15 protein-coding genes are annotated in these 17,362 nt (G+C 37.3%); 6 read left to right on the top strand and 9 right to left on the bottom strand.

Annotated features, from left to right (window positions below):
- Window positions 1-8 precede the first annotated feature (8 nt).
- Window positions 9-476 (top strand): RNA methyltransferase, encoded by a 468-nt coding sequence (locus HII17_RS02680; RefSeq protein WP_169073762.1) that lies wholly within the window; start codon window positions 9-11, stop codon window positions 474-476.
- On the opposite strand, the gene HII17_RS02675 is transcribed toward HII17_RS02680, so the two are convergent.
- From HII17_RS02675 to HII17_RS02635, 9 genes are all read right to left on the bottom strand, one after another.
- A complete protein-coding gene (locus tag HII17_RS02675) occupies window positions 473-2,380 on the bottom strand; it encodes a polysaccharide biosynthesis protein (RefSeq protein ID WP_169073761.1) in 1,908 nt (635 codons plus the stop codon). The two genes, HII17_RS02680 and HII17_RS02675, sit on opposite strands and share 4 nt — an antisense overlap.
- A 99-nt stretch (window positions 2,381-2,479) precedes the next feature.
- Window positions 2,480-3,664 (bottom strand): DegT/DnrJ/EryC1/StrS family aminotransferase, encoded by a 1,185-nt coding sequence (locus HII17_RS02670; RefSeq protein WP_169073760.1) that lies wholly within the window; start codon window positions 3,662-3,664, stop codon window positions 2,480-2,482.
- A gap of 7 nt (window positions 3,665-3,671) precedes the next feature.
- A complete protein-coding gene (locus HII17_RS02665) occupies window positions 3,672-4,295 on the bottom strand; it encodes an acetyltransferase (RefSeq protein WP_169073759.1) in 624 nt (207 codons plus the stop codon).
- Complete coding sequence (locus HII17_RS02660; RefSeq protein WP_408033873.1) at window positions 4,292-4,885, bottom strand: sugar transferase; 594 nt, start codon at window positions 4,883-4,885, stop codon at window positions 4,292-4,294. Before HII17_RS02660 ends, HII17_RS02665 begins: the two co-directional genes overlap by 4 nt.
- The gene (locus HII17_RS02655; protein ID WP_169073757.1) at window positions 4,885-6,015 is read right to left on the bottom strand and encodes a glycosyltransferase family 4 protein; all 1,131 of its coding nucleotides are present in this window, start codon (window positions 6,013-6,015) and stop codon (window positions 4,885-4,887) included. Before HII17_RS02655 ends, HII17_RS02660 begins: the two co-directional genes overlap by 1 nt.
- The gene (locus tag HII17_RS02650; protein WP_169073756.1) at window positions 6,012-6,893 is read right to left on the bottom strand and encodes a glycosyltransferase family 2 protein; all 882 of its coding nucleotides are present in this window, start codon (window positions 6,891-6,893) and stop codon (window positions 6,012-6,014) included. Before HII17_RS02650 ends, HII17_RS02655 begins: the two co-directional genes overlap by 4 nt.
- The gene (locus HII17_RS02645; RefSeq protein ID WP_169073755.1) at window positions 6,894-7,973 is read right to left on the bottom strand and encodes an EpsG family protein; all 1,080 of its coding nucleotides are present in this window, start codon (window positions 7,971-7,973) and stop codon (window positions 6,894-6,896) included.
- Between the two features lie 2 nt (window positions 7,974-7,975).
- Window positions 7,976-9,028 carry a glycosyltransferase family 4 protein gene (locus tag HII17_RS02640; protein WP_169073754.1) on the bottom strand — a complete coding sequence of 351 codons (1,053 nt, stop codon included), beginning with the start codon at window positions 9,026-9,028 and terminating at the stop codon, window positions 7,976-7,978.
- 3 nt (window positions 9,029-9,031) lie between these two features.
- On the bottom strand, window positions 9,032-9,937 hold the full coding sequence (locus HII17_RS02635; protein ID WP_169073753.1) for a beta-1,6-N-acetylglucosaminyltransferase: 906 nt from the start codon (window positions 9,935-9,937) through the stop codon (window positions 9,032-9,034).
- Window positions 9,938-10,112: 175 nt separating this feature from the next.
- On the opposite strand from HII17_RS02635, the gene HII17_RS02630 reads away from it, so the two are divergent.
- The 5 genes from HII17_RS02630 to HII17_RS02610 all read left to right on the top strand — a co-directional run bounded on the left by HII17_RS02630 (window position 10,113) and on the right by HII17_RS02610 (window position 17,335).
- Window positions 10,113-11,405, top strand: coding sequence for a flippase (locus HII17_RS02630; protein ID WP_169073752.1), 1,293 nt, complete (start codon window positions 10,113-10,115; stop codon window positions 11,403-11,405).
- Window positions 11,402-12,607: a hypothetical protein gene (locus HII17_RS02625; RefSeq protein WP_169073751.1), complete on the top strand. Its 1,206-nt coding sequence runs from the start codon at window positions 11,402-11,404 to the stop codon at window positions 12,605-12,607. The genes HII17_RS02630 and HII17_RS02625 overlap by 4 nt, the downstream gene beginning before the upstream one ends.
- The gene (locus HII17_RS02620; protein ID WP_169073750.1) at window positions 12,604-14,010 is read left to right on the top strand and encodes a hypothetical protein; all 1,407 of its coding nucleotides are present in this window, start codon (window positions 12,604-12,606) and stop codon (window positions 14,008-14,010) included. Before HII17_RS02625 ends, HII17_RS02620 begins: the two co-directional genes overlap by 4 nt.
- A gap of 123 nt (window positions 14,011-14,133) precedes the next feature.
- Window positions 14,134-16,293 carry a TonB-dependent receptor family protein gene (locus HII17_RS02615; protein WP_169073749.1) on the top strand — a complete coding sequence of 720 codons (2,160 nt, stop codon included), beginning with the start codon at window positions 14,134-14,136 and terminating at the stop codon, window positions 16,291-16,293.
- A gap of 154 nt (window positions 16,294-16,447) precedes the next feature.
- Window positions 16,448-17,335 (top strand): mechanosensitive ion channel family protein, encoded by an 888-nt coding sequence (locus HII17_RS02610; RefSeq protein WP_235938617.1) that lies wholly within the window; start codon window positions 16,448-16,450, stop codon window positions 17,333-17,335.
- Window positions 17,336-17,362: the final 27 nt, after the last annotated feature.

The following is a 17,362-nucleotide window of genomic DNA, read 5'->3' as shown; positions in this document are numbered from 1 at the left end:
TAACCTTAATGGCACGACTTAAACAAACTTATTCAGAAAATGGTTTTTTTGGTATCGGCATTTTAAACAATGTGGATGAAATTAATATTGGAACATTATGGCGCTCGGCTTATATATTAGGTGCGTCGTTTATTTTTACTGTAGATAAAAAATATAAAAAACAGACTACTGATGTTACCAATGCTTGGCAAAAAATTCCCTTATATCATTACGACTCAATTGACGATTTGATTAAAAACTTGCCTTATGACACACCACTTATTGGTGTGGAGTTGTCAGAACAAGCTAGCGAATTAAGCAAATATAAACATCCGCATCGTTGTGTTTATCTGTTAGGCAACGAACAATCAGGTTTACCGCAGCAAGTGTTGGCCAAATGTCATCAATTGGTAAAGCTGCCGGGTGATTACAGCTTAAATGTCTCCGTTGCTGGTAGTATTGTGATGTATGACAGAGTATCGAAAAAAGCAGACTAACTAGCTGTTTGGTCTGCTTTATTCTCTGTATTCTCTAATTCATCGCTGGAGTGTGACTCAGGCACATAGCCGAGCGGTGCATCCATTAACAACTGTCGAATTTCTGCGACATTTTCGTCGTTCATCGCTTCAGTAATACGTATTAATAGATTATGTACTTCTACCCAGCTAATCGAACGCTCATTCGCTGTAAGGATACGTTTATGTGTTGTGGTTTGTGCATGATCATCAATAAGTAGCTCTTCATAAAGCTTCTCACCAGGGCGAAGGCCACTAAATTTAATTTCAATATCACCATTTGGATTTTGTTCATCTTTAACGGTGTAACCCATTAAGTGAGTCATTTTTATTGCTAAATCGACAATTTTAACTGGGCTACCCATATCTAGTACAAATACATCACCGCCTTTGCCCATTGCTCCAGCTTGAATCACCAGTTGGGCCGCTTCTGGGATAGTCATGAAGTAGCGAATAATGTCTGGGTGTGTAACTGTGATAGGGCCGCCATTTCTAATTTGCTTTTTAAATAACGGTACAACCGAGCCAGATGAGCCGAGCACATTGCCAAAGCGCACCATAACAAAGCGAGTTTGGTGATCACGCTTGGCTAAACCTTGTAACACTAATTCGGCCATACGTTTAGTTGCGCCCATGACATTGGTCGGGCGAACCGCTTTATCAGTAGAAATTAAAACAAAAGTTTCTACTTCGCAAAAAACTGCTGCCTGCGCAATTTCATAGGTACCTAAAACGTTATTCGTGATGCCAGCAATAACATTTTTCTCTACCATAGGAACATGTTTATACGCAGCTGCATGATAGATGGTTTGCACACGTTGCACGTCAAAAATACGTGTCATTAGCATACCATTCTGTACATTACCTATCATTGGAACTACAGGAATTTCGGTATTATTTTCTACTTGAAATTCGGTCAATTCCTGATTGATTTCATAAAGAAATGCTTCGCTAACTTCCAGTAAAATTAATTTGCTAGGTTGCTGCTGAATAATTTGTCGACATAATTCTTTACCAATTGATCCGCCAGCACCAGAGACTAAGACGACTTTATCTTTAATATTGGCACTTAGTAACTCAGGAATTGGCTCGACAGGCTCACGGCCAAGTAGTTCATCAACGGATACTTCTCGTAACTCGTCTATTGTGTGTTTACCTGAGACGATATCGTACATAGAAGGTACGGTAAGTAATTCTAGTGCGTAGGGTTCAAATTGATTGACAATTTGTTTCATACGTTCGGGATTTACTTCTGAAACGGCAATTAATACTTTGAAATTTTTATATTTTTTGGTGAGAACTTTAATGTATTCTAAGTTGTGAATCTTAATGCCGAATAGACTACGACCTTGGTATTGAGTCTTTTGATCAAGAATAGCTAAAACTTGGTATTTATTACCCTGAGTAAGCGTACTTACTAACTGTCTACCAGTAGTACCTGCACCGAAAATAACAACTTCTTCGCGTTCATCAAACCAGTGTTCACTGACAAAAAAACCGACTAGTGCTCGAGCGCCAGCTATCAGCATTGATGACAACACTAAAAATGAAAAAGGAATTGAGCGCGGTACAAAAGCATCAAAAACTTGTGAAGACAAATAGCACACACAAGCAGAACCAATGAGAATGCCAATAATTTTTAGTGATGCTTTGGCATTAAAATAACGAATGATTGATGAATATACATCTAACAAGTAAAAGCAGCTTAATGTGAAGCCTACTGTTAGTGCAAATACAATAAATTCTGAATAGCCTACAACACTAATTTCGCCGCCTAAACGGAGAAAGTATGATAAGAAAAACGCAATGCTTAACGCTGCTGAGTCATAGCTTAGCGCGATAAGTAATTTTATTGAGCTAGGAATCAGATCAATACGTCTGATCATAATCTATACACCTTATTATTATTTTAACATCCATTTTGGGTGTATCCTTTGAAGCTATTCTGACAATTTTTGTCATATTTGTCACTTAATTGCTTACATTTATGCAACATCTTTGGCTATTTGTTGGGCAACATCGTCAATTGCTTTGCATGTTAATGTAATTTCTTGTGTGCTTAATGTTGGATGCACTAAAAACATTAAGCTATTTTCACCGAGCAATTTAGCGTTGGCTAAAGGTTGTGAAGGCCTGAATCCTGTATTATCAAACGCTTTTTCTTTATACACTTCAGAGCAGCTTCCTGAGAAACAAGGGACTTGGTTTTCAGCGATTGCGTTGATAATGCGTTCTCTATTCCAATTGCTTGGCAGTTTTTCAGACTTCACTTGAACATAACATTTATAATAGGCATGTAAATTTTGGTGAGTTGGCCTTAGTACAGATAAAAATGGGTGTTTTTCACAAGTTGATAGTATTTGCTCTGCAAAATTGTTCCGTTTTTCAGTCCAATCAGGCATATGACGTAACTGAATACGCCCAATCGCTGATTGCATTTCTGTCAACCGCCAATTTGTGCCAAAACTTTCATGCAACCAGCGGTAACCAGGTGGATGTTCACGCTCATATACCGCTTCGTATGACTTACCGTGATCTTTAAATGCCCAAGCTTTTCGCCACAATTGTTCATCATTGGTGGTTAACATCCCGCCTTCGCCACCCGTGGTCATTATTTTATCTTGGCAAAATGACCAACAACCAATATGTCCAATGGAGCCTACTGAGCGCCCTTTATATTTGGCGCCATGAGCTTGAGCGCAATCTTCAATAACTTTTAAGTTGTTTTCTGCAGCCAACTTCATAATACCGTCCATATCACACGGCCAACCAGCTAAATGTACACAAATGATAGCTTTTGTTTTTCCCGTTAATACTGGAGTAATAGTTTCAGGGGTAATATTTTGCGAGACAAGGTCAACGTCAGCAAATACGGGGATAGCGCCAGCATTAACGATACAGCTAATTGATGCAATAAAAGTTCGTGGCGTAACGATAACTTCATCACCGACACCTATATCTAGTGCATGTAAAGCTAAGTCTAGCGCCAATGTGCCATTGGCAACAGCAACGGCATATTGAGATTGCGTGTATGCAGCGAATTCTTGCTCAAATAATCTACCTTCTTGACCAGTCCAGTAATTCACCTTATTAGATAACAAAACCTTGCTGACCGCATCAGCTTCTTCTTGTGTAAAACTTGGCCATGGGGCGAACGGAGAATTTAACACGTTTAACCTACTTTCTTAATTGTGTAGCTGGTGTACCGACATATGTTGCATGCCCAGCTAGATCTGATACTACGGTAGCGCCAGCGCCTATATAGCTACTGTCACCTATTTTGATTAATTCGATTACTTGACTACCTATACCGAGCCACGATTTCTCACCAATAATAGCTCCACCAGAGATATTTGCACCTGGTGCAATATGGCAGCCATCAGCTATTTCACAGTCATGATCGACGCTAGCACCAGTATTCACGATAGTTGCAATACCTAATTTACAACCAATATTAACAACTGAACTAGCAAAAAAAACACTGCCAGCACCAATGTCGGTGTGCTCGCTAACAACAGCTGATGGATGAATAATTGTCGCCAGTTTACCGCCTCGAGCAATTATGTCACGTGTAATACGCAATCGAATGTCGTTATTACCAATACCAACGACAATTTCAAAATCCTTGATGTGCTTTTGCCAAAAGGTATCATCCCCGATAACCGGCCAATGTAAGTTACTGGTTTTTTCTGGATAAATAGCATCGACAAAGGCTATCTGTTCGTAACATGCCATCTTCTCAGCACAGTCAGCAATAACGCGTCCATGCCCGCTAGCACCAATGATTAGTAACTTCTTCATTCTTCATTTCCAGTGAATTTGGTCATGGTTACTTCACCGTCAGCGGCGATATCACTTCTTTTTATGACTTTATATACGGTTAAAAATAAGATTTTGATATCAAGCCAAAACGATTGGTTTTCTACATACCAGACATCGAGCTTGAATTTTTCTTGCCATGATAAGTTGTTGCGGCCATTTACCTGCGCCCAGCCAGTAATGCCTGGGCGCACATTATGTCGCTTTGCTTGTTCATGAGAATACAAAGGTAGATATTCAATCAAAAGAGGCCTTGGGCCGACTAAACTCATCTTGCCTATTAATACATTCCAAAGCCCAGGTAATTCATCCATGCTGGTTGAACGCAATAGCTTTCCAAAGCCTGTTAGTCGCATACTATCTGGTAATAGTTCGCCATTTTCGTCTTTTTCATCAGTCATGCTTCTAAACTTATACATAGAAAACACCTCACCTTTAAGTCCTGGACGAGGTTGATGAAAAATAATCGGTGAACCTAACTTAAAGCGTACAAGCAAAGCGACTATAAACAATACTGGCGATAGCATGAATAGTAAGGTAAACGCTGTTAAAAAATCGAATAGTCGCTTCATCATTTTGGTGAATGTTCCTTAAGGTGTGCTTTGTAAAAGGTTAAGAATGCATTCACGAGGATTGGCTCAGCAAATACTTCTTCAACTCTTTGCCGAGCTTGTTTTTTATAAGTCGCGAGTAATTCTGGTGAATCTAAAAGCCGCTGCATGCAGCTTGCTAGGGCATTTTCATTTTTAACTTGATGTAAAAGCCCACTATATTCATGGGACACTGCATCTGAAAGTCCGTATATATTAGAAGCAATTGCCGGTAAATTACATGCTGCAGCTTCTATTATTACGTTACCAAAGCCTTCCCTGTGACTTGGTAAAACCAAAACATCAGCAAAACTATAAAAATCAGGAACATTGGTTTTAAAACCCGCAAAAATCACATCACTTTTATTACTCACTAAAGGCAGTAAGTTATCCTCATCCTTACCGATAATAAATAATTTGGCTGGCTGTGAGAAATTGAGTTTTTCAAATGCCGCAATTAATTCCGGAATGCCTTTGTCGTACTTTAAGCGACCGACAAATAAGAATATAAAGTTATCTTCAGAAATTCCATACTCTGTTCTTAATTGTTCTCTAGCGTTAGCGGAATATTTAAACTTATCAATATTCACACCAGAAATTGAACCTGAAGCTAATACATGGCATTTAGTTGGGTTAACCACCTTTTCTGCCACAATAAAGTCTTTTTGAGAGTGACTGTCGGCAAGGCATATTGTCGTGAGCGTTGCCGTTAATTTGTCTAGCCACTTCAATCCTAGCCTAGCGATACCTTTTTTAGTTGCCCAGACTTGGCCTGTAAATGTATGGAGTCTATTTGGACACCGAGCTAGCCATGCAGCAGCTTGACTTAATAATCCCGCTTTTGGTGTAAATGAATGAATGGAATCAAAATTTTGGTGCTTAAAAAATCGATATAACTGAAATAAAGACTTCAAGTCTTCAAATATACTCGGCTGCCGAGCGATATTAATATTATGAGTTACTACATTGCCGCTTAGACTTTTAAGGGCGTGTTGATCATTTAACGTACATGCTACATGCACTTCATAATGTTTGCTTAGCTCGGAAATATAAGCAGTTAGAAAAGCATTAACGGTCTCCGGTACAGCCGTTACGATTAAAACCTTTTTCAAACTTGACTCCGAATATCATCTAACTGTTGTTGAAGGGCCATTAATTCTGGCTCATGTTGTTCTGTACTTTTGTTGCGTAAAGACATTAACAAGTTAGTTGTATTAAAAGAGTTTAACATTAAAACAACTAACATTTTAAAACGCATTGTTAGGGTAAATTTAAACTTCTCTGGCCAGCTTAAATAATTAAGATAGTTTTCTTTGACTAAAGAAAGCTGATTTTTATAGGCATTAATTGCTTTTCGAGATGATACCGAGCTTTCTTCACGATAAAAATATAATGGTGTAACGATATAGCCAACATTGAGATCATCCTTGATTGCAGCGTCAATCCAGAGTTGATAATCCTCCATCAACTTTGCTGTTTCATTGTATTGATTACGCTGATACCAACTCTTTCTCGCCATTATCGTCGCATGTGCGATGTTGACTCTACCGTATATGGCATCAGAAATACTTGCATTGGAAAGGGGGCTCTCTTGCGGCTTTCGATAGCCAAGTACTTTTGCATCATCTGTTATTGAGCATATTCCTGTTGAAACTAGGTCAATCGTTTGCCGTGTATTTAAGAAATTAACTTGTAGCTGAAGCCTGTCAGGACTAATTAAGTCATCAGCGTCCATTCTTGCAATATAATCACCACTAGATAATTCAATCAGTTCATTTAACCGCGCTGGAAGACCTTTATTTTTGCCATCACTGATAACTTTGATCCTAGGGTCTGCAAACGACTGAGCAATACTAAGCGCATTATCGCTTGAGCCATCATCAAGGAGAATTAATTCGAAATCTTCAAACGTTTGATTTAATACGGAAGCAATTGCCTCTCTAAACACTGGACCAGGATTAAAAAATGGAATACCAATACTTACTTTCATCTAAAGGCCTAAAATTGGATTAAAGCGATAAGGAGTCAAATTACTAAACGTGCTTGTTGTCATGTAGAAATAAGCCATCATCAATAAGATAGCCGCAAAAACAATGACATGTCGAGTTTGATTATCTTTAAAACTCATAACCGACAGTGGCAACAAAAACATATTAAGCTGAATAAAGTACACGCTTAAACGTAAGAAACCAGAAGGATCAACACTTAGCACCATAGAAATAATACTGACAAGTGCGCCAAGCAAGTACAATGACAACAAAACATCATATGTTCTATTAGCAAGATATTGTCTATTGATGATCCTTACGATAAAAAACCAAGCTAACAAGATGATATTGAACAGTGACACTACAACACCACCGCTCTCTGAACGTGCATCTCCGTAACTTGAATATCGACTATCAACCCCTGATGCGACATTTATGAAGGACTGGAAGAAAACGATAAAGATAAAGAAACCTAAGAGAATCAGCGCAATTTTTCTTGGTTTAATTTGTCCCCTGAAAATGAAATAAATGGGCAAACATATGATCATCGATTTGTGAAATAAAAAGCCGACCAAAATAGAAATAATATATTTTATCGGTTGCTCTTTTATAATAAAAATTGTTGAAATTGCGAATATTGCGATTGATATTGCTTGTCGATTTCCATTGAGCTGAAAGTAGTATGGGCCTATAAAAAGTAAAGTAAAAAGAGATAAGGTTTTTAAATTAAATTGCTTCAATGCATACATATAGCAAGCCGTAATAATAATGGCGGTAAGCGTGAACAGGGCAAAGTAATTATCCGATATTTGATGACCAAGAGAGTTTAATAACCAATAACCTATTTCACCGTGTTCACTTGCCATATCAAAGGCATCAGTAAATGATATTATATGATTGTAGAAGAAAACATAAGAACCAGTGTCGGTGCCCACTTTTCTAAATTTTAGCCCTGCAATTACTATAAGAGGAATGCTGCTGAAAAAAATTAGTAGATAACATGCTGCTGTGCTTAACTTTTGGCGAAAAGCAATATGAAAAAATGCGAGGGCGGTAAAGTTGGCAATAAAGTAAGGAAGCATATCTACTGTGATAACGCACTATAAGCAGTATAATATTTAACTGCCATTTGATTGTCTGAAAAATGTTGTTCAAACTGTTTTCGCATTTTAGCCTTGTCTACTATAACTTCCCCTTTACTTGAAATTAGCTTCTTAATAGCAGTTAAAAGTGATGAATATTCGTTAGTAAAATTACTGACGCCTTCTTTTATATGCTCTTTTATTTCTTGGTGAGGCTCTATATCTGATAAAACCACAGGTAGGTTTGCGGCTAAAGCTTCAATGACTGCCATCGGCATACCTTCAAATAGTGAAGGGTTAATAAATATTGAATTTTCAGGAACCAAGCTTTGATAATCATTAACAAAGCCATAGGTAATAATATCAGTATTATTATTTTGGCTAACAGAATCATAAAGATCTCCGTCACCAAACAAATGTAACTTGAAATTAAATGGAGAGTTACTATTTAACCATCTTACGCTATCAACAAGCCAAGCAATGTTTTTACTAGAGATTAGTCGACCAGCATAAATTAAATTGATTGTATTCGCTGCTGATGACTTAAACGAAATATTACGTGCTTGAACGCCATTATATATAATATTTGCGTTAGATTTGTTACTTATGCTTGTCGACACATAAGTGACGGAATTGAATAGAGCTAAAGAAAATTGATGTAAACAATAGTAAATAGGCCCCTTTGGAAAACTATATTCGTTTTTGTAGTTGTCTTTTAAACTGCAATGCACTGTGGAAATTGTTTTGGTACGATAAAATAGTGTCAACCAAGGCGCAACAATATCTGCGAGCAAGCAATGGCTATGTAATACATCTATATTATGTTTTCTAATGTAATGGTGTAATTTGATAAGCGACTTAGGCTTAAAGCCATTTAGCTCCTCCACGCATACATTTGGGGCGCTAATTTTTTCTTTATAACTGTTTTCTGCAGAGAATAGACAGACAACATGTAATTTAACATTTTTGGCTTTTAGCTGATTTACTAAAGATACGACCACATTTGCAGGGCCAGTATTTTTTAAAAATGGTAACAAAATTAATATGTTCATCATTGGTTAAAAATTCTCAATAAACTTAATAAATTCACCTTGTTTATCACTCGGCACTTTACGCGCAAATGCACAGCCAAGTGTTTTTGCTTTTTCTATAATCTTAGGGGAAAATTCTTGAAGTTGATACGACTTATCTGCAAAGCCCCAGTCTATATAATGTAACCCTTGCTTGAGCGAGTCTTGCCCTTTGTCAAATTCTATCTTGTCTAGAAAAGGACTATTAAATGCTATTGTTTGTATGGCTTTTTCATCGGGAGCATGCATCGATTTAAATTGATTTGAAATGGTTTCATTAGTGAACTCTTTGGAAATATATGACGCAAGTTCATTGGTCATTACCCACCATTGTGAACCTTTTATATAGTGTTCAAAACTAAATGGAGTCGTTTGTGGTAACGTAGCAATGAATTTATTTAGCAATAACATGATATAAATTTTTAGTTTGCTTTTCGTTAAATAAGCTTCACCTGGGTTGGTTAAAGATGATAAATAGTAGTGTCTACGGAAGAACTCTCGGTTATCTTGGCTATCGCTTGTAGAAGCTGTTTTCCAATGAGAAAAGTAACTAATATCAGCTTTTAATTTTGCTTTAAGTGTTTGCTTGGGTAATAAAGGCGTATCGGCACCACTGATTAGGATAAAACGGTCATATTGATTAGTCGCTAAGGCAGCCTTAAGTAACTCCAGAGTTGCTTTTACTATGTTGTAACTACCCCATCGGGTTCGGTGGCGACTTTCTTTAGGTAAAACGTAGATATCTTGATTGGTAAGCTTAATATCAGCGTCGTTTACTTGTGAATCAACATGCAAAAACAGCCGATCGTCATCACTGCAATAGTAATGAGACAATTTATCGATAAAATCAAAGTTATTATGCGCTAAGCAAAGAAAGGCTATTTTCAACTGCATTTTGAGAGTATGAAGCTTATATCATTGTCCTCTACCTAATCGCAGACTAGCATTATTTACTTTTAATTGTCATATATTTTATTAGCCTTATAAATAGGTTAGTGTAACGGTTGGTTCACTAGATAACTGTCAATAATCTTAAACACATAATTAACAGTTAATAAATTTCGGGTGTATGAAACAAGCAGTTGTAAATATTTTTTGGCTACTTTTCGATAAGCTGCTGCGATTAAGCGTAGGGTTGTTTATTACTATGTGGCTTGCACGACACCTAGGTCCTAGTCAGTTTGGCGAATTGAATTTTGTCACTGCTTTTGTCGCCATTTTTGGTGTATTTGCAACGCTAGGATTAAAAGGCATAGTAGTGAGAGACTTAGTTAACAGGCCAAGTGACCGCGACTACATTATGGGAAGCGCATTTAGTTTGAAGATTATAGGAGCGATTCTTACCTACCTTTGTTTAATCATTTTTATATTTTTATTCTTACCCAATGAAAATGAGACCAAGCTATTTGTCGCAATCGTTGGCATTAGCATATTGTTTAAAACCAGCGAAATAGTAAACTTTTACTTCGAAGCGAAAGTTTTATCTAAGCATGTTGTATGGGTTGAAAACGGCGCATTTGCCATTTCAAGTAGCGTCAAGTTAATACTACTTTGGCTACAAGCGCCTCTTATCGCATTTTTAATCGCTATCTCAATAGAAGCCTTGTTAATTGGTATTGCGCTTTTATTGCTTTATCAACGTAAAGTGTCCACGATTTTTAGTTGGAAGATTTCGAAGAAGCACATGTCTTCTTTACTTGCCCAAAGTTGGCCTTTGATAATATCTTCTGCAGCCTGGATAATTTACACTAGAATTGATCAGATTATGCTTGGAAAAATGCTTGATCAACAAGCCGTTGGTTTTTATTCTGCAGCGGTAAAACTTACAGAACTCGCTAATATATTGCCGATGATTATCACTTTTTCGTTAGTGCCGTTAATTACGCCATTAAGAGAGAAAAATAGAGCGCTTTACCATAGGAAATTCCAACTTACTTATGATTGTGCAGTTGGGTTAATGATTGCTGGTGCCATTTTAACGATGTTTATTGGCTCGTTTGTCGTCAATACTCTTTATGGTTCAGCTTATGCAGCAACTACTCCAGTATTAGTTATTCATGTATGGACTTGTGTCTTTATTGCCATGGCAACTGTCAGCGGTAAATACCTAATTAATGAAGGGCTGCAAAAAATTACCATGCAACGGCATGTATTTGGCGTGTGTCTTAATATTCCATTAAATTATCTTGTTATCCCTCTATATGGAATTGAAGGTGCGGCCTGTGCCAGCTTAATTTCATTAGCAGTATCGAATTACTTTTTTGATGCATTATCTAAAAATACTCGAATTTGTTTTATACAAAAATCAAAGGCTCTTGTTCTAATGGGATTTATTGAAACGGTTTGGAAGCGCAAAATATGATAAATAAAGCGTTGACTGAATATACCCGAGGTGATTTGGTTTATTCTAAAGAAAGTGGCTTGTATCGCCATAACTATCAGCAAGACGTGCAATTAGTTCTTTGTGAATCCGAGAATTTATCATCAATTACAAACGCTATTGAAAAAAACTATGCCGTGCTGGCTGTTGTTAATGTTAACTGGCAATCACAGTTTGTTGAGCAAAATCTACAGCGCTTAAAAATTAGTGCTAACGAAACTCAAAAGAAAGCGTTGAAGGTGGTTGTTTATCAAATTGAATCGCCTATTTATCTGCGGACAATAGACAACCGCTATAACGTATCCTTACCCGAAAATTTAACGTCATTACTGTCTAAACAATGTGTTTTATATACAACATCATTGGAGCAGTTTTTTTATAGTGCTGGTTTAATTGCAGGGCCGAAAGTGTTGCAAGAAATAATAAGCTTAAAAATCACTTCACCCGTTGAGTATGATGTTGGTGATATGGCTGGAAGTAAAGGTTGGGTTGATTTTAACGAAATGTTTCAGGTCGCTAATTGGTGTTCAGATTGGGCTGTTATGCGAAATGCAGAGTATTTGCCTGATGATTTTTGGGGGAATGATAAAGATGTTGATATCTTATGCGCTAATTTGTCTGATTTCATCAATGCAACAAACGCTGAGGCGAAAAATTTAAGTGACGCAAATTTCCGAGTGAAAATTGATAATCAAATGGTGGATGTTGATGCCAGGGTTGTTGGTGATGATTACTATGATCAGGCTTGGCAACGCCAGATGTTGAAGGCAAAACGAATAGAAAATACTGTGCCCTGGCTGAGCAAAGAAGACTATTTTTACAGTTTATTTTATCATGCTCGAGTGCATAAACAGTCCGTTAAAGCGGTTTATATTGAGCGTTTACAAGCGTTGGCGAACGAGCTTTCAATTAATTTTTCTCATGATGTTCTGTATAGCAACACACTAAGTGCAAAGCTATTAGATGAGTTTTTTAAGCAAAATAATTATTTCATCACTTATCCTAATGATTATGCGTGTTATGAAAATATTAACCGCTCTGTCGTCAACCGTAGTGATTGTGTAACCAACCAAGGAGTACCTTGGCAGTTTGTTGTCAGGCGTTTACGGCATGATATTTTTATCTTTGCCTGTAAACTCGCGCCTAGAGATTTAAAAGATACCATTAAGCGACTATTAAAATGACTGATTTATCGCAATTGATTGAGCCAGAAATCCTAAGTCAAATAAGTGATGAACGTTCAAATATTAGAGTTGAAGAAAAGCAATTGGAATTAACTCATAATCGGTTTGACTTAGCGTTCAAACTTTATTTTTTGGAAGGACTTGAGCAAGGAAAGTTTTCTGAATTTCGCCGAGAATGTTATCGACAACATATTAAAGCTTTTTCAGATGGCACATTTTCAGAGCCTAATAACCCTGAGAAAAATAGTTACGAGCACTTTGAGCGAACCTTAATTGAACTACTCAATGAAATACGCGAACATGGATTTGATAGCAATAAAAGTATCATTCCTTTAGCTGAAAATGCCAGTATTTTAAATGGTGCACACCGAACAGCAGTATCGATATTGTTTAAAAAAAAGGTCGGTGCAGCGCGTACCAAACTACCAGCTCGAGACTTTGACTATCAGTATTTTCAACATCGTGGTGTTACAACTGAAATGCTTGATATGGCAGCTCAAACATTCATTGCCTATGACAAGCGTAGCTTTCTCGCCTTCATTTGGCCTGCAGCACAAGGCGGGGAAAGCGAAATTGAAAAAATATTGTCTCCCCTGGTCTATAAAAAATCTATATCCCTTAACTACAATGGCGCGCATAATTTGCTTGCACAAGCCTATAGTGAAGAGCCTTGGTTAGGCGCTGAGTCTGATAACTTTCCAGGCATTAAAAATAAACTAGTCGAATGCTTTCCTACATTTGACGATGTTCGTGTCTATTTATTTCAAGCAAATAGTTTGGAAGATGTCTTAGAATTAAAAGATAAAGTTAGGGATGTTTTCAAAATAGGGAAACACGCCATTCATATCACCGACACTCAAGAAGAGACTCTAAGGCTCGGGCGGTTAGTTTTTAATACTAATGGACTGCATTTCTTAAACTTTGCGAAACCAAGATTGTTGCCTTGCATAACGGAAAACCAGTGCAAGGAGTATGCAAAAAATAATGAATTATTAACTGAAGCATTGACTATGCATCTATATGGATTAAAAGCACTACAAGAAACTAGTATTAAAGAGTCTCGTGCAACTGTTGATCGTATATCAACGTTAACCAGTTCCCCAGAGAATGAACTTGAAGATAATCCAGAACATTTTTTTTATTACAACAATATGAAAATCATGAGTTTGTCGCTTGTACAGAGAATACAAAAAGCTAGAAGAACATCTAGTGATAAACAGACATTAAAATTGATTACGCCATTAATGAAACATAAACGATTGAGTAAACAATTTGATCAATTAAAAAGTCGCTCGTATTTTTTCAAATTACGGCTAGCAACTAATATTAAAGTTGTTGTCGCTTCACTGCTAAAAAAGCTCGGTTTGTTCGAACTTATTAAGCGCATACTAAATCGAAACTAAAAATAGCTTGATCTCAAACAATAAAACCTAATTCTAGATGATATTTATTCGCATTTGCATTTAGTTTTGTGCTAACATCTGCCGCATAAAAATATTTAGTATTAATTTTGTATAGGTCAGTTCATGCAGTTCAACAAAAAAGCGTTAGCTTTAGCCATTATCGCGTTTTCTCAGCCAGCATTTGCCGAAAAAGCAGATGACATGGAACATTTAACTATTTTTGGTACTGAACAGGTTATCAATGATATCCCGGGTAGTGCGCATCGCATTAGTCAGGAAGAAATTGAAAAATTCGATTTTAGTGACATCATGCGAACTTTAACTTCAGTGCCTGGTGTATACATATTAGAGGAAGATGGTTATGGTTTGCGTCCTAATATTGGCATGCGAGGCACTGGCCAAAATCGCAGTGAAAAAGTCACTATTATGGAAGATAACGTTTTAGCTGCTCCTGCACCGTATGCTGCCCCTTCAGCTTATTACTTCCCTACTTCTGGTCGTATGCAACAAATAGAGGTGTTAAAAGGCACTTCAAGCGCTATGTATGGCCCGCGTACAACTGGTGGTGTTGTAAATCTATTGTCTCGACAAATTCCAGAGCAGGCCTTTGCTGGTGAGTTAAAACTTGCTGCGGGACAAGATGGTTTTGCTAAATTACATGGTTATGTAGGTGGCGAAGGTAAAAATGTAGCAAGTGTCTTTGAAGTATATAGATACCAAGCTGATGGTTTTAAAGATGTTAACCATAGCGATACAGACACAGGATTTGTTAAAAACGATGTAATGGCTAAGGTTCGTATTAACAGTGATTCGTCTGCAAAATACTACCAAGAGTTAGAGATGAAATTGAAATACTCTGATGAAGATTCTGATGAAACTTATATGGGTATTACAGCGGCAGATTTCGATAGTGATCCATATAGCCGTTACTCAGCTTCACAGCTAGATAATATGAATACCGAGCACAAGCAATTACAGCTAAATCACTTCATTCAATTATCTCCTCGCTTAACACTAGGCTCATCTGCTTATTACAATGATTTTGCGCGTAATTGGTATAAAGTGAGTAAAATCGGTGGGAAAAGCTTAGGTAGTGGCGGTATTGAATTGGCTGCTCAGTTTGATGAAAACCCAACTGTTGAGCCACTATCTGTAGATATTAAAGCGAACAACCGTGAATACTTATCGAAAGGTATTCAAACTGTTTTAGAAGCAGATTTGAACGAACACCAAGTGAAATTTGGCGCACGTTACCATGAAGATGAAATGGATCGCTTCCAATGGGTCGATAAGTACCAACTAGATAGTGCTTATAATATGACGTTATCGTCAGCTGGCGCTCCAGGCACTGACTCTAATCGTATAGATAGTGCAGAAGCTTTTGCTTTATTTGTTCATGACGAATATACCGTGGGTGACTTTATTGTTAATGCGGGTCTTCGTTACGAAGATATGACAATTGAACGTCATGATTGGGGTAAAAATGATGTTGGTCGAGATGGCATACCAAGCCATAAGAAAAACGATGTTGATGTTTTACTTCCTTCGCTAGCTGTTACCTATAAGTTATCAGAAGAGCTTGTTTTACTTGGTGGTGTTCAAAAAGGTTTTGCTCCACCAGCACCAGGTAATGAGGATTCTGATAATGAAGAAAGCATTAATTATGAATTAGGTGCTCGCTATACCTTAGGTGCTTTTAATGGCGAAGCAATTGCATTTTATTCTGACTATGAAAATATGCACGGAAACTGTACAGCTAGCCAAGGTTGTGAAGATGATAATATTGGCAACCAATATAATGCTGGTGAAGTTGAAGTTTCTGGTCTTGAAATTAAAGCAGGTTATCAATTTACCCTTGAACAATTTACATTGCCCGTAGATTTAACTTATACCTTTACTGAAACTGAATTCTTAAATGACTTTTCGTCTAAGCTTGATACATGGGGTGATGTAGTTAAGGGAGACGAGTTGCCATATGTACCAGAAAATCAAATTCAATTAACAGTTGGTATTGAAGGTGAAAAATGGCGCAGCGATATACTTGTTCGTTATATGGGTGAAATGCGTACTGAAGCTGGTCAAGGCAATATAGCTACAGATGACTTGATTGACAGTCGTACGGTTGTCGATCTGGCTGCTCGATATAGTATTGATCAGCAGCAGGAAGTTTCATTAACTGTAGATAACTTGCTAGATGAAGAATATGTTTCGAGTAAGACCCACGGTTCAATAATGGTCGGCAAACCTCAGTCGATTACTTTAGGCTATAGTTTTTCATTTTAACGCTAATTAAATTGGAAAAGGTGAGCGATTAGCTCGCCTTTTTTCTTTCTATTTTTTAATATCCATCTACAATTAACCTTAAATTAACAAGTGTGTTTAACTGATAATTCAGTAAGTTAAATCAATTTATTTTATTTTATTTAAGGTGAATAATATGGCAGCGGAAGAGTCTAGTGTTGAAGCAGCAATAGATACGACAGCAGAGGTAATGAATACAAGCGTCGATAAACTTGAACATTATATGCAAATCATTGGTGAAATGGGGCTAGCCTTTGGTACTAAACTGATCTTAGCTATCATTGTTTGGATCATAGGTGCTTGGGTTATACGTCGTATTGTGAAATTGATAGACGTAGCAATGACTAAAAAGAAAGTTGAAGTGACGTTACATCAATTTTTAGTCAGCATTTTTAACATAACCTTTAAGGCGGTGTTAATTATTATCTTTGCCTCGATGATAGGGGTAGAAACTGCTTCTCTTATTGCAATGTTAGGTGCTGCAGGCTTAGCCGTTGGTCTTGCATTACAAGGGAGCTTAGCAAACTTTGCCGGTGGCATACTCATTCTATTCTTCCGTCCATTTAAAGCTGGCGATGTTATCGAAGCACAAGGCTATGTTGGTACGGTTGTTGAAATTCAAATCTTTAATACCATTATGCGAACGTTAGATAATCAGCGGGTAATAATTCCTAATGGCTTGCTTTCTAATGGCTGTGTTAAAAACCTATTTATCGAAGATACACGCCGTGTCGATATGACATTTGGTATTAGTTATGGCGATGATATAAAGCAAGCTAAAGCCGTATTGCAACAAGTCATGGACAATGACAGTCGCGTGTTGAAGGACCCTACGGTAGATATTTTCGTATCTGCGCATGCTGATAGCTCAATTAACTTCGTAGTTCGCCCCTGGGTTAATTCTGAAGACTACTGGCCAGTATTTTTTGCTACACATGAAGCTGTAAAAATTGCGTTTGATGAAGCAGGAATTTCTATTCCTTTCCCTCAACGCGATGTTCATTTAATTCAAAGCAGTGATTAGTGAATATATTTGTAGAAAAGCGAAGCT

This window comes from Thalassotalea algicola (assembly GCF_012932965.1).
GTDB lineage: Bacteria > Pseudomonadota > Gammaproteobacteria > Enterobacterales > Alteromonadaceae > Thalassotalea_F > Thalassotalea_F algicola.
The sequence above is the reverse complement of the archived record's forward strand: the minus strand, read 5'-3'. Positions and strand labels throughout refer to the sequence as shown.